The sequence below is a fragment of the Anabaena sp. 4-3 genome (assembly GCF_001597745.1).
In the GTDB taxonomy this organism is placed as follows: Bacteria; Cyanobacteriota; Cyanobacteriia; order Cyanobacteriales; family Nostocaceae; genus Trichormus.
On the sequence record NZ_LUHJ01000039.1, the window covers coordinates 42,546 to 56,459 of the forward strand.

General features: G+C 42.9%; 13 protein-coding genes and 2 tRNA genes. 10 read left to right on the top strand and 5 right to left on the bottom strand.

The genetic code is table 11. From position 1 onward, the window contains the following. The coding region (locus A3775_RS10840; RefSeq protein WP_066424922.1) for a hypothetical protein at nucleotides 1–1,272 on the bottom strand (1,272 nt) is incomplete at its 3' end. A 465-nt stretch (nucleotides 1,273–1,737) separates the two neighbouring features. Here A3775_RS10840 and A3775_RS10845 point away from each other — a divergent pair. Then, nucleotides 1,738–2,415 carry a triacylglycerol lipase gene (locus tag A3775_RS10845; protein WP_066381071.1) on the top strand — a complete coding sequence of 226 codons (678 nt, stop codon included), beginning with the start codon at nucleotides 1,738–1,740 and terminating at the stop codon, nucleotides 2,413–2,415. Nucleotides 2,416–2,587: 172 nt separating this feature from the next. After that, complete coding sequence (locus A3775_RS10850) at nucleotides 2,588–3,229, top strand: cytochrome b N-terminal domain-containing protein (RefSeq protein ID WP_066381073.1); 642 nt, start codon at nucleotides 2,588–2,590, stop codon at nucleotides 3,227–3,229. On the opposite strand, the gene A3775_RS10855 is transcribed toward A3775_RS10850, so the two are convergent. Further along, nucleotides 3,226–5,115, bottom strand: a complete 1,890-nt coding sequence (locus tag A3775_RS10855) for a sodium:proton antiporter (protein WP_066381074.1) — start codon at nucleotides 5,113–5,115, stop codon at nucleotides 3,226–3,228. The two genes, A3775_RS10850 and A3775_RS10855, sit on opposite strands and share 4 nt — an antisense overlap. Before the next feature lie 475 nt (nucleotides 5,116–5,590). Between A3775_RS10855 and A3775_RS10860 the strand changes: the two genes are divergently transcribed. Together A3775_RS10860 and A3775_RS10865 are read left to right on the top strand one after the other, a co-directional pair. Continuing rightward, nucleotides 5,591–5,663: transfer RNA gene (locus tag A3775_RS10860), tRNA-Glu, on the top strand. 121 nt (nucleotides 5,664–5,784) lie between these two features. Then, nucleotides 5,785–5,857: transfer RNA gene (locus A3775_RS10865), tRNA-Glu, on the top strand. A gap of 420 nt (nucleotides 5,858–6,277) precedes the next feature. Here the strand turns inward: A3775_RS10865 and A3775_RS10870 are convergent. The 3 genes from A3775_RS10870 to A3775_RS10880 all read right to left on the bottom strand — a co-directional run bounded on the left by A3775_RS10870 (nucleotide 6,278) and on the right by A3775_RS10880 (nucleotide 9,707). Continuing rightward, the gene (locus tag A3775_RS10870) at nucleotides 6,278–6,850 is read right to left on the bottom strand and encodes an SRPBCC family protein (protein WP_066381076.1); all 573 of its coding nucleotides are present in this window, start codon (nucleotides 6,848–6,850) and stop codon (nucleotides 6,278–6,280) included. Next, complete coding sequence (locus A3775_RS10875; protein ID WP_066381078.1) at nucleotides 6,843–8,864, bottom strand: GAF domain-containing protein; 2,022 nt, start codon at nucleotides 8,862–8,864, stop codon at nucleotides 6,843–6,845. The genes A3775_RS10870 and A3775_RS10875 overlap by 8 nt, the downstream gene beginning before the upstream one ends. 507 nt (nucleotides 8,865–9,371) lie before the next feature. Continuing rightward, nucleotides 9,372–9,707 carry a hypothetical protein gene (locus tag A3775_RS10880; RefSeq protein ID WP_066381080.1) on the bottom strand — a complete coding sequence of 112 codons (336 nt, stop codon included), beginning with the start codon at nucleotides 9,705–9,707 and terminating at the stop codon, nucleotides 9,372–9,374. An 82-nt stretch (nucleotides 9,708–9,789) separates the two neighbouring features. Here A3775_RS10880 and A3775_RS23525 point away from each other — a divergent pair, with 82 nt between their 5' ends. From A3775_RS23525 to A3775_RS10905, 6 genes are all read left to right on the top strand, one after another. Next, nucleotides 9,790–10,026 (top strand): hypothetical protein, encoded by a 237-nt coding sequence (locus A3775_RS23525; protein WP_339373707.1) that lies wholly within the window; start codon nucleotides 9,790–9,792, stop codon nucleotides 10,024–10,026. A gap of 81 nt (nucleotides 10,027–10,107) precedes the next feature. After that, a complete protein-coding gene (locus A3775_RS10885) occupies nucleotides 10,108–10,650 on the top strand; it encodes an HNH endonuclease (protein WP_066381083.1) in 543 nt (180 codons plus the stop codon). Nucleotides 10,651–10,665: 15 nt separating this feature from the next. Then, nucleotides 10,666–11,085, top strand: a complete 420-nt coding sequence (locus tag A3775_RS10890) for an alr0857 family protein (RefSeq protein ID WP_066424924.1) — start codon at nucleotides 10,666–10,668, stop codon at nucleotides 11,083–11,085. A 322-nt stretch (nucleotides 11,086–11,407) separates the two neighbouring features. Further along, nucleotides 11,408–11,815: a hypothetical protein gene (locus tag A3775_RS10895; protein WP_066381088.1), complete on the top strand. Its 408-nt coding sequence runs from the start codon at nucleotides 11,408–11,410 to the stop codon at nucleotides 11,813–11,815. 98 nt (nucleotides 11,816–11,913) lie between these two features. Further along, a complete protein-coding gene (locus A3775_RS10900; RefSeq protein WP_066424926.1) occupies nucleotides 11,914–12,687 on the top strand; it encodes a hypothetical protein in 774 nt (257 codons plus the stop codon). A 182-nt stretch (nucleotides 12,688–12,869) separates the two neighbouring features. Further along, nucleotides 12,870–13,892, top strand: a complete 1,023-nt coding sequence (locus A3775_RS10905; RefSeq protein ID WP_066381092.1) for a tetratricopeptide repeat protein — start codon at nucleotides 12,870–12,872, stop codon at nucleotides 13,890–13,892. Nucleotides 13,893–13,914: the final 22 nt, after the last annotated feature.

Genomic DNA, 13,914 nt, shown 5'->3' on the forward strand with positions numbered 1-13,914 from the left:
ATTTTTGTTGACTTGCGGTACTGGTAAAGGTTTAATAGTTACAGCTGGTGAGGGTTGTGGTTGCGCCTCATTCTCTGCCGAAGTCTCACTTGTTTTAGGCAGAACTACAGCCGGCGTTTTGTCTTGACTAGCTTCAGCCGCATTACTGCCGTCATTTTGGAAACGTAAACTAAATGGATAACGACTGATTTGCTTCTCTGCTTTAGGCGCGTTTTGGGTGAAATATTCTCTGGTTTTTAGTTGCAGTTCGGGAGCAACTGCTCTGTCTTGGAACTGGATATCTAAGACTTTGCCTTCTGCATCTACTACCAATACACCTAAAACTATACCTTCCAAACCAGGTTTATCTGTGGAGATAGTCTTGCGAATGACTGTTTTTTCTTGCGAATTGGGGTATTGCTGCTGAAGTGCAGCTCTCAATCTTGCGTATGAGTTTACCTGTGTAACTTCAGTCTGTTCAGTTTGTTTAGAAGGTACATCAGGTAGATTCAAAGTAGAGCCTTGCTGCCATTTGGGGATGCTTTGATTAGCAAAGGCTAATTCATCTCCCACTGTCGGAGTTTTGCCAATGGGAGCTACCTTAGCTATATTTTCTCTAGGCTGTGTAGTTGCTGGATTAGGATTAGTATTTACTTGTGTCGCCGGTAGATTGTCAGGCAAATTGTCTGGTAACTTAGCTGCACTCAATTCTGGCAATTTATCTACAGGTAGCGGTGTTGATGTTGTTGGTACTACCGCCTTGTCATCAAAACTCCGAGGAGTTACAGGTGTAAATCTATTTCTGGCAGCATTGAAGCCAGAATTATCGATTTGGAAATTGCGTCTAGGAGATATCCGCAAGGGCTGTCTTTGGGGCAAGGCAGCTATGCGATAATTTTCTGGTATGGTCTGAATTGGTGGCAGTGATAGCGGTGCTGCCACAGGTGGCGGTAAAGGCGGTAAGGTAGTCGTTGCAGCATTCAAACTCGGAGGAGTTTGTAATTGCAGTTGCGGCTGTTGAGGAAATTGATTTTGTAATAAAGGTAATTGAGCTTGCAGGGCAACTGGGTTACTACCTGGATTTTCTGGTAGCCGAATTTGATCAGCTGGATTGATTTCTACAACACCGACTGTGTTTTGAGAGGATGAGTCTTGTTGTTGATTAGAATTTACAGGCATTAAAGGCACAATTAATGCAATAGCACCATGAATTCCCACAGACGCTATTGCTGCTATTCCAGTTGGCTGGCTCAACAATTCAGGTATACTTTTAAACACGGAGACGTAAGACATAACTGTTAATCGTTCACTCGGCTCGGTGGCAGTTGACTAGCAAAGCAATTCTATCTTGATGGCAATCAATGCGCCCCTACACAATCAATCATAGCTGCCGATGTTAGCACTCAAAACAGGATGATTTTTTGTTTTTTATGTAAGACCTGATAACACTTATATAAATATGACACTGGCTGACGAAGTTTTCCCTAATCCTGACTGAGAACGTTGAGTTTTTCACGGTATGGGTCGTTACCAGCTTAAACATAGGGTAATCAACTGTGAGAGCGATCGCATCTTTCTAAATGTATAGCTTAAATCGCTGGTGCAGAGGTAGAAGGATAAAAACTACGGTGGTTTTGATGAACATCAGCAAGTCGAGCTATATTAGCATATCTGCTGATTCTGAGAATGTTGCCAGGGTTGCTATTTTTCTTGGTTTGTTGTTCCTCAAATCTGAAAATTTAGAAAGCTCAGTTCAAAATGCCATTACCTACAATTATTGTACCGGGATATTTAGAAAGCGCGATCGCTTATCGTCAACTTGAAGCCGCTCTCAAAAATTTAGGTTTCCCAACCCTCACCGTACCACTGCGGCGGCGTGACTGGCTACCGACTATCGGCGGTAAACCTGTGACACCGATTTTGCAGCAGCTTGATCGCACTGTTCAACAAGCATTACAAAAATATAACGCTACTCAAGTTAATTTGATTGGTCACTCGGCTGGTGGTTGGATTTCCCGAATTTTCCTAGGAGAAAAGCCTTATGCCATGAATGTCTGGAATGCTCATCCTCTAGTAGCAACTCTCATTACCCTAGGCACTCCCCATACTAGCCAAGAACGTTGGACACGTTGGAATTTAGATTTTGTCAATAATAATTACCCCGGTGCATTTTATCAAAACGTGCATTACGTTTGCGTCGCTGGTCAAACTATTTTCGGGGAGCGACAACGTGGCAGTTGGTTAGCTTACAGCAGCTATCAATTAACTTGTGGCGAAGGTAATACCTGGGGTGATGGGATTACTCCCATTGCTGCTGCTCATTTAACAGGAGCAGAAAATTTGGTGATTGAAGGTGTGAGGCATTCGCCTAGAAGTAGAGGGATTTGGTATGGTTCACCAGAACCTTTAAACATTTGGGTACAGTATTTAGCTTGAAAACCGGGGCTAGGGGTTAGGGGCTAGGGTTAAAATTCAACCAAACATCTTATCATACCTCAATTGCTTTGCCAGATTCAGAAAAATTTATTTTTAATCATGTTTTTTAATAAAACTTAGTTACAATTGTAATAAAAATATATATTCACACCAATCACAGGAGGGGCGAGCCATGCAAAGCACCCAGTTTGATCGGATTTTGCGGCGAATAGCAACGATATTATCGGTCGTAATACTTTCCCTGTGCCTGATGTATGTCTCTACAGGAGTTTTACTGTCTTTTTACTACGAACCGACAGCAGGCGGGGCTTATAATTCCTTGAAAATGATTGATACAGAAGTCGCCTATGGTTGGTTATTCCATAGAGCGCATGATATATCAGGTAATGTGATGATTGCGATCGCCCTCATCCAAATTGTCGTTATGTTCTTAGGGCGGCAATTTCGCAACAGTTGGCTGGTAGCTTGGGTAAGTGGTATTTTCTTTACCCTGAGCGCGATTGGATTAGATTGGACAGCGATGATTCTCGATTGGACTCAAGAAGGCTACTGGCGGTTTAACATTGAGTTAGGCAATATTGAAGCTATTCCTGTCATCGGTACACAACTGCGAGATATCCTCACAGGTGGTGGAGCCATCAGCAGCATTACTGTCCAACATCTATATACCCTGCATAGCGATATCATCTCTGTTGTTGCCATCGTTTTGGCTGTAGTGCATTTTGCCGCTTTAATGTGGCAAGAACGGCAAATGTATACACAACCAACAGAGAAAACAATTCAACTTTCTGGCGCATCACTGGCGGAAGGTTAAGCCAATTTCCCTACAGGTAATTCTTCCAACTCTGGCAACTTTTCTAAAGCCAAGGGTGTAGACTGACTAGCACCAGATAACCGTTTTAACAGATTCGGTCTGGGGTCGTACAGCAGATAGATAATGCGATCGCCTACTTCCCATTCTTGATTAGCTGGGGTAATCTGTAGGCGTTCATCCCTCTCTACCAACAACGGCACTAATACCCCAGTCCGCATTTTCTCTTGAATACGTTCCTTTTGATGAGCAAACTCTGATTCATTCAGTGTAGTTGTTCCTAACTTCACCCGCCCATTCGTCAGGTACTCGTTCCAAGTTTTCACGGCTAAGTCAGAAACAAAAGCTTGCTGAACTTTATTATTAGCAGAATTATTCGTTTGGGGGTCACGGGGAAAAACTGCTAACACACGCGGCGGATTAAATTCCTCGGCTGCTCGTTGCGCCACCACGAAATTCACCTCACCATTATTCGTGATAGCTAAAAAAGTACCCATTGAGCTAAGTCCCGCTTCTTCCAACACCTCAGCATCTAAAGCACTACTAGCAATCACCCTAATATTTTGGGCTTCCGCTTGCTCTAAATATTCCGGCTCAGTATCGATGAGTACAACATTTTCTCCCCGTTCTTGAAAGAATCGGGCAATTAACAGACTTAAAGGATTACAACCAACAATTACCGCCCCTGTGGCTTCGTGAGAAGTAATTTCTAAGCATTGAGCCACCCAGCCAGCAGTCAGTCCTTGACAAACCACAGTCATGATAATCGTGAGGAATACTAAAGCCTTGATGGCATCACCACCATTGATCCCGTGCTGAGTTAGCAAAATCGCAAACAAAGAAGCAACAGAAGCAGATACAATCCCTCTAGGTGCAACCCAACTTAAGAATACTTTCTGTCGCCAGTTTAAATTACTGTTCCAAGTACACAACAGGATATTAACTGGACGCACAACAAACATCAATACCAAAACCGTCAACAAACTACCCCAACCCAAAGCCAACACACTGGCGATGGAAAGATCAGCCGCTAGCAGAATAAACAGTACAGAAACACTCAGAATTGTCAGTTGACCTTTGAAGCTACGCAATAGGCGTTCTTCGGGTACAGAAGAGTTAGCAAATACTGCTCCGGCGACTACGGTAGTCATCACCCCTGATTCACTGCGGATCATCTGCGCTAGGATAAACAACCCCCATAGCACCGCCAAAACTACCAAATTTTTCACCTCAAAGGAGAGAAACGTGGCACGTTTGAAAATCAGGCTCATGACATAACCGCCTACCCCACCAATCGCGCCACCAATACCAAGGCGCATCAGTAAACCGATAATGGCATTAATCGGGTCTGCATCACCGTTGATGATGGTGTCTAGCACCACGAAGGCGAGAATAGCACCAACCGGATCGATTAAAACCCCTTCCCCTTCTAGCAGCGTTGCTACTTGGCGGTCTACATTGATTTGTTTGAGTAGGGGGCCAATCACCGTTGGCCCTGTCACCACGACTATAGAGGCGTAGAGAAAAGCTATATTCCAAGGAAACTCACCCAACCAGTGAGCCGCCATACTGCCACCAATCAGCGTGACGAGAGTTCCCAAGGTTACGAGTAGTTGCAAGCTGAGAGAGACTCTACCCAACTCTCGCAAATCTAGGTTTAGTCCGCCTTCAAAGAGAATGATCGCCGTTGCTAGACCAACAATTACTTCCAGTCCAGTACCGAGCATTTGGGGATGCAATACCCCCAAACCATCAGAACCGAGCAAAATACCCAACATTAGTAACAGGACGATGCTAGGTACACGAAAGTAGGCAGCCAAAACCTGCGCGCTAATACCTGCAACGACAGTAATCACCATCTGTAGGGTGACTTCAAAAGATGCTTCCATGCTGTCGATGTTGAGTGGTGTGTTTCAAAATATTTTGTAAAGAATAATCAAGACTCCCTTTACAGGTTACAACATTAGACCTTGTATCCCTTGCTAAATTCAGAGTTTTTTTCCTACTTAGTCTTTCAAAATACTCTATTTCTGGCTAATTGGCGACAGAGTGTGACAATTAGCCAACAATTCATTAATTGTTTTATTATTCAACATAGGTAAAAATACAACATTTGATAGATGTACATAATCTGCCTAGTGTTAGATGTTTTCTGTGTAGGACAGAGGAGGCAGAGGAGCGGAGGAGATTTTTCCCCAGAAACTCTTGAATTTTGAATTTTGAATTTTGAATTTTGTAGCTTGCTTCCCGTAGGGTATGTTGAATTGATTTGTCCCCAGTCCCCAACCTGCCCAAAAAATTCTTTGCTCAAACCATTGACATTATCTCAAAAATCCGTTAAGTTATTAAATGTCTGAGGTTGATGCCCCCATCGTCTAGAGGCCTAGGACACCTCCCTTTCACGGAGGTAACGGGGATTCGAATTCCCCTGGGGGTATTAAACAATCGATTCTAAGAGTTAAACAGACTTAGTTAATAACTAACTGTTATTAACTATAACCAATCTGTCGTAGTCATTAACAGAAAATTCTTGGAATTGTTAAATTCCTGAAGTTTATGCCCTCATCGTCTAGAGGCCTAGGACACCTCCCTTTCACGGAGGTAACGGGGATTCGAATTCCCCTGGGGGTATTAAAATAAATCTAAACAGAGAAACAAACTTATCAAAACATAGTGGGAGTGTGAGAACCCCTGCTCTTTAGAGAGGGGATGTAGCTTGCTTCCCCGCAGGGGTAACACGACTCAACAGGTTTTAACCTGTTTTTTTAATGCGAGACTTATGGTAAATTTTTACTAATGATGCTGGTGAAAAACCCATAACAAAAAGCATCATAAGTTGACCAAAAGTAGCCGTACAGCCAAGCAATTGGTCGAGGCGAGTAGGACTGTTTGAACCAGTCTAAGACCCTTTGGAGCAGAACAAACATTGCGGAGTGTAGCTTTAGCTCACGTAGCAATATCAGTTCGGAATCCTGGTTTTTCAAAGCCAGGAGAGTTCAATTGTGCTTAATTGTCACTTCCTACGGCTAGTGACGCTGTAGGAACTATTTTTTAAGTGAAAGACTGTAATCGCTGGTAAATCGCTAGCATATTAGATTTAAGATCCTGGCTTAAGCGACGTTCAATAATTGACACGGGCATAGTTAGCTTAGGCCAGATTTGGATTGTGTAACACAGATGAGTTCCTATAACTTGATCAAGGATATAAGGTTCTAGACACCAACGACCGGAGAAGCCCTTAAAATCACCTTCCACCATTTGAAAGTTGATTTCTTTGGGGAAATATTCTTCCAAGTCTAAAACCACACGAGCGCAAAAGTTGAAATTGAGTAAGCGTTGAGAACCGACTTGTTCTAACCTAATGCCACCGTTAGGATGCTCCAATAAAGAACTTGTGGCAAGGTTGGGAATAAAATCCGCTAAGGCTTCATAATCTGTAAGCACCTGCCAGACTCGCTCCACTGGCTGGGGAATCTGGACTTTAGCCGTAATTTGTCGCTGTCTCTCGGCAATTTTTTCAATTAGGACTTCTACTAGGGGTAAATTATCTGCATCCGCAATCAATTCGTCATTGAGATTGGGAGCAAGTGCCAAGTCCTCTGTGATGTTTTGTGGATTAGTCACTGTCAGAATATGTGTTACTGTCTTCAGAAAACTGGGGTAGAGTCAGGGTGAAACAAATTTCACTTAATGAAGAGTCGGGAATGGGGATACTTTCGACGGCGATCGCTCCATTGAGATGCTGCACCAAGGACTTAACTAAAGCTAGTCCTAAGCCAGTCCCCGGAGTCCAACGGCCTCCTCTCCCCCGACGGAACCTATCAAATATATAGGTGGCATCTTCTTCAGAAATGCCATGTCCTATGTTAGTCACTTTGATCATAACTTGATCAACTAGCTGATTAACTTGGTGACTGGCGTGTAGGTGAATAATCGTATTGCGCTCAGAGTATGTATGAGCATTATTCAATAACTCTTGCAGAATTCTGTCAAAGCTTTCCAGTTCGGTTTGCAGCTTTAACGACTGCTGTGGGATATCTAAATCTATGGTTAATCCTTTTTGTGCCAGTTTTGGGGTGATGGCATCAGTAAATGCTTGGATGCGAGCATTGACATTGATATTTTCATAGTGTGGCCGTTCTGGTTGCGTCTCTAGTTTTTGCAGAGTCAGCAAGTCATTAATTAAGTTGATTTCTTTGGCACACTCTTGTTCGAGGATATCCAAGTATCTTACTTGACGTTCTGGCGTAATCCCTGGCAATTTTAAGTTTTTGATCGACATCATCATATTCGTCAACGGGTAGCGTAGGCGATCGCTGATGTTGCTCATAAACTCGTCTTTGATTTGGTTGAGTTCCTGCAATTGCTCTACATATTGACGGGTTCTCTCGTGCAACTTGGCTTGTAGTTCCAGACTGCTTTGCAGTTTGGCGGTACGTTCATCGACTAAAGTTTGGACTTGCCGCAGTGTTTTTGACTGAATAATGGCGTTACTGACTTGCGCGCACACCATTTCTACCAGATTTAATTCTGCCAGTTGCCAGTTACGCGCCTCTGCTTGCTGTAGCACCAAAAAGCCGAGGACTTTGCCTTGATTTTCTAACGGCATTAAGAGTACAGATGGTAATTCTGTAATCGTCAACAATGGTGCAACGGCAAAGGTGTCTTGTATCTCCGTATAGTCGTTGATAATAACGGGTTTTCCCCCATCTGTGAACACACGCTGACATAACCCACAATCAGCCAACGAGAAAGATTTGGTTAAAGATTCTATGTGAACTTCTCTACGCCATTCACCCACAACATCGGCTTTTGCCTGGGGAATTTGTTTTTTCGCTGGAGTTCTAAACAGGGTATCTGTATATTTGAGCAAGATGAGCAAACCCCGATCTGCTTGGAGAGATTCGGCTGTGGATGCTATAGCTAACTGGAGCATTTGATTTAACTCCAAGTTACTCCGACTCAAGATAGTGAGTTGCTTAATTAAGCTTTGGTGTTGGTTGCTTTTTTGCAGGTATTGCTGTTGAGTAGCAATCAACTGTGCTTGTGTGACTAGGCTAAAAGCGATCGCACAAGGCAGTTCCACCGCTTTGAGAATTTGTTTTTCTGCTTCACCCCAATCATAAGATTGGAACTTAATCAGATTAATTACACCATTATTTTTACCTTGGAAGCGGGTGGGAATGGCTAAAACTGATTTGATTGGTAATGACCAGTGTTGACACCCGATGACTAAGCTATGTTGAATGATGGAAATATCTTCAATCGTAAATGGTTCCGTCGCACATTGCACCACGGGTAATTCCGTCAATAACCGTTCCGTTGAGAACAGTTCATCGTGTTGCCAGATTCCCAAATATTCAGCAGAACACCAACTAGCGGATTTGGCTTTAGTGGAGTCTTCGCCTGTGAGGGTAACTAAGCAACAACAATCTACTTGTGCGGCAACTCCCACCAACGCCGCAATCTCTTGCAACATTGATGTTGTTGTCTGTGGATTAGTAGCAATGATGTGATTAATTTGTTGTGCCAGATCGTTGGCTGTTGTTTCCTGATGCTGCATCAGTTTGACTGGGTATGTTTGAAGTCGCTCTGGGTCATCGGAGCATTCTGGCGGCGGTAGTAAATGCTTGTTCATTCGTGATATGCTCTCAAATAGTGGCCCTTTTTTACTTGCACCCAACTTTGTGGCATATTCCTCACCGTTAGTTGTGCAGTCCTAGCGGATGAATGGCAAATCCTGTCTTAATATTTTCTATCATTCTGTTATAGTCCCTTTCTTTTGCAGATGAGCAGGTTTTCCGTATATAAAAATAATTTATACATTAGATATAAAAATACACTCGGATTCTCCCCTAGACTTGAGTAACTTGTGTGTTACGCTTCACGGCAATATCAAGTAAATAGTTTGAACTTACAATATCGTGTTTATAACTAGACATAAACAGTATTTCTCTGGATTTTAGACCAAAATCTCATATTACTAAACCGCATTCTTACTGTTGCGGTTGCAATCACACCTGAAAAGGGAACAGGGAACAGGGAATAGGGAACAGGGAACAGGGAATAGGGAACTGTTCCCCAAATGCAGCCCAGTTATGCAGGAGGGCAAGAACTAGGCTGCATTGATGGAAATATAGGACGACTAACCGGCTAAACTTTCGACACTCAGAGGAACCATATCGCCATGTTTGGTGAGTCCTAATAACATTGGTTGTTGGGGTGGAATGACTTTGCCTGTGAGTACACAACGTTCTTCTTGTTGGGCGGTGGCGGCTATACTAGCTCGAATATCGTCGCGTGAAAATCGCGGTTTCCACTCTCCTGATTTTTGCTGGACATAATTCCAGAGGATATCTCGAATCAGGGCTTGATATCCCTGATTGCCAGCAATTGCTTTCAGTTTCTCTTTTAGTTCTCGCTCTAAACGGATGCTGGTAACTTCCATTTCGGTGGTTGAGGTGCGAGTAATTGTGTGCATGATTTTTCTCCTTTAAGGTATAGACAGGATAGTAATACAAGTGTAGTATGTTTAAAGCAATGTTCAATAGGTGAAGTTTTCTGTGAGATCCATTTACCCCATCTCTACTTTCTGGCGTACAACCAACTATCGATTTAGTTGGGAATCCGACGCTGTGGGAGTGGAGTATTTATTTATGGGTGATAGTGGCTACCAGCATAGACAAATCACAGAGAGTAATTATGAGTTTCTATCAGTCAATATTGATAAGCTGAATGCCAAACCACAACTAAAAGCAAGAAGCGGGAGGTACAGACAGAGAAATGCTGTACCAAAATAAGACCAAAAAAGTTACGGTCAATTTCTTATCCCCCGCTTCACCTCAATCAGAAGCGGGGGTTTTTTATTAAGGAGTGAAGCTGTGGCTATTGCAACGCCAGTGTTAGAGCAGTCTGTAGTGGTATTTTCGCAAAATTACTTACCACTGTGCCGGGTGAATATTAAGCGGGCTATTGTGCTATTAATCACCAATAAAGCCGAACCTTTGCTGGGTTCTACGGTCGATGGGTGGCGAGTTCACTCACCGAGTTTGATCGTGAATGTACCTAAATATATCCGCCTGAAAATCGCTGCTATTGAAAGATCATGGAAAGTTCCGCCGGTGAATCGACGGGAGGTTTTGCGGCGAGATCATTACAGTTGCCAATATTGCGGGAGTAATAAACGTTTAACACTAGATCATGTGCTTCCCAGGTCTAGAGGTGGTTCTCACTCTTGGGATAACGTAGTGACAGCTTGTGAAAGATGTAACTCTCGTAAAGGCGATCGCACCCCAACTGAGGCGGGTATGCAGTTACGTACTAAGCCAAAACCCCCAGTTCACCCGGCGGTAGCTTTTGCTTTGAGTGAAGCTTGGCAGGATGCGACACAATTTTGGATAGATGTGCAAGCAAACCTGGAATAACAGGAGAGCATAGGAATGCTGAAATTAACTTACACTGAAAACAGTTTTTATTTAGAGTGTCTGGGTTTGTCTGTGGAAGAATGGGTACAAACGCGAGTCATTTTAGCGTTACGTGTTGCCCAAAGTTTATGCGTCGAACCCAGCACCGCTTCCTTTTTGCTACCTGCGGACTTACCAGGAATTGAAGCACTCAAGGCTGAAGCGAAACTGGCTAACAGTGAAATTATTGATTTATCTGTCTGTGATGCTGAGTATGTAGAAGTTTCCCTACGGGGTTATTGGCTATCAGATGGTTCTCAAGATGCTGATGGGGTGTTTGTGACGGCAATTAGTGATTCGTCTGATGTTGATGTCTCCCCTTCGCGCACAGAGTTCTTTTTACACAAGTTGTGGCGGGAGGCTCAAGCTTGTGCTTCTGTGATGAGTGAGGGGTAGAGGAGAACCCCTCCCCTGTAAGGAGAGGGGGGTTTTTTTCGCTATTCTCTTGTAGGGAAGGGGGTATAGATGTAGGTTGGGTTAAGTGCAGCGCAACCCAACTCTTATAACAATTTTAAGAAAGAATGTGACAGATATATACGCGCAAACCCTTGTGATGTCTATTTTTCTTCATTTTGAATTTTGAATTTTGAATTTTGAATTGATATTAGATTGGTGTTGGGTTTCCTACGTCAACCCAACCTACAATTTTTTTGCATCATTTTAGTCGTGTCAGTCCACTGCTGGAATATACTATCGCTGAAGGTAAAGCAGAAATAATATGGTGCGGTGGTTTTTTTCAGTAGTTTTACTGTTGCTTTTAGTGGGTTGTGGTAATGTTGGCTTGCTGCCAACTAGCGAGTTGGTGCAGAAGGCGATCGCACTCCAGCTAGCACAAACCCAAGCACAACTTAATCAGCATTTGGATCTGAATTTTCAAGGGTTTGAAATTAAACACCTGAAAATTAGCCGGGAAGAACCTCTGACGGTGGAAAGTTTACCGGCTTTTCGTGTGCGGGGAACTTATGATTTAATTTTTCAGCTACCTAAGAGACAGTTAACTAAACTGCAACAGCCTTTTGAGGTTTACTTACAAATTCAACAAGAAGGTAAAACTTGGCGGTTGCTGTTACCTAGTAAGGATAGTCTAGATGCTGCAACTGTTTGGCGTAGCTATCTTATCCCATAGAGAATATATGCAGCTAGAAAAACTATCACATACTTTTATATGCCGAAGCTAAAACTTAACCATGATTAAGGTGATTGTTTCACCATAGTCAGGGTTATATGTATTTCAATTTGTTTATTAGTTCGATAGCGGGTATTGTGGCGGTGGTGCTGCTGGCTTTTGGGGTGCTGCAATGGTTTCATGTACCAGCCGGGAGTTTTCTTGATTGGGTAATTGGGGGTGCGAGTTTCTGGTGGTTGTTAGTGATTGTGACTGTACCCTGGAATATTCATTTTCAAGCTAAACAGGTGTTAGCGGAAGCCGCACAGTCTCAGGAAAAGGATATACCTGTAGATGATAGACAAGTGCAGTATGTCCAGGTTTTAGCCAAGCGATCGCTTTGGTTGGCTTTGGGTTTACACTTATTATCAGCTATTGGTCTTTATACTCTCGCCGCCACGGGAATTAGTGCTGTAGGCTATATTAGCTCTGGCGCAGCTTTGTTATTAACTATTTTGCGTCCGGCTATCCGTGCTTATGAATATTTATATGCGCGGTTGACAATGATTAGTCAAGAGTGGAAGTATCCCCGTGAGGATATTGTCGAACTGCGTCAGCGTTTCTTTGAACTAGAGCAGAAAGTCCAGGTTTTAGAAGAACAATTGAATTTAGAGCAGCCCTATTCATTAGCAGCGACACAACAACGCTTTTCTGAAGAAACTCGCCGGGATTTAGCGAAAATTGCCGCTAATTTAGAAGAATTGCGCGCTACTAATCAAACCGAACACGAACGATTAAGCCGGGAAGCCAGGAATGCGATCGCGCAACTTTCCACAGATGGGCAATTTTTGGATCATGTCCGCGAAATCATTAGATTTTTTAAGACAGCCTAATCAGTATCGCTATTTAAGACAGTAATGCTACCATATCTCGCTCTTTACGTCTTGTACCTAAAGGTAGAAAATAAAGGTTAACTTAAGTTTAACTAGGGTTTAACTTGGGCTACCTCAAAAGAGTGATTTCCCAATCAACTACCCGAAACCTGCAAATCTATCTCCGGTGCAACTGAGGTAAAATGACGCAACCTTGCAATCAACTCAAAGAGTGGGAAGAACGTCGTGATGAAGCAAGTAACTACTACAGGCAGGGAAAGTTTCAAGAGTCTTTAAATTTGGCGAGCGAAAATTTACGTTTAGCAAGAGCGATTCCAGATAAAGCGAGAGAAGGTCATACATTAAATGATATAGGTTTGGCTTATCTGGGTTGTTGTCAATTTGAGCTAGCAATAGATTATTTTCATCAGGCTTTAGCTGTTGCGGTTGAGCTTGGTAACTTACAAGCCGAAGCCACAGCATTGAGTAATTTAGGTTCTACCTGTAGCCGTTTAGGACAACTTTCTCAGGCGTTGGAGTATCTGGAGAAAGCAGCGCAAATGTTTCGGGAATTGCAAGACTCACAAGGGGAAGTATCTACACTCAATGATGTAGCACTAATTTACATCAGGTTGGGTGAACCGAAGCGATCGCTCTTGCTACAACACCAAATTTTAGCCATGCGGCGATTACTGGGCGACTTTTCCGGTGAGGCAACAAGCTTAAATGGATTGGGATATGCTTACAGTGCTTTGGGTGACTATAAAAAAGCCTTAGAACATTTAGAAGCAGCATTACCAATTCAAAAAGCTGGGAGGAATGTCATAGGGCAAGCCATCACCTTAAATAATATTGCCTCTATTTATATCGATATAGGACAACCGAAACAAGCACTATTAATTTATCATCAAGTGCTGTTATCCCGTCGGACATTAGGCGATCGCATCGGTGAAGCAAACACCCTCAACAATATCGGTTTTACCTACAATAAATTAGGCATTCATCGCAAAGCACTGAAATTTTTTAAACAAACCTTAGCAATATATCAAGAACAGGGAGATATTCTCGGAGAAATTTCCACATTGCTCAATATGGGTAGCGTTTATGTGATGACAAAACGTAAACAGTTAGCGCGGACTTGTTACCACAACGCCCAACAATTAGCATTGAAAATCGAAAATACCTCACTATTAGAAAAGGTAAAACAATTTATGGATGCGCTGTAGTCATTAGTCATTAGTCATTAGT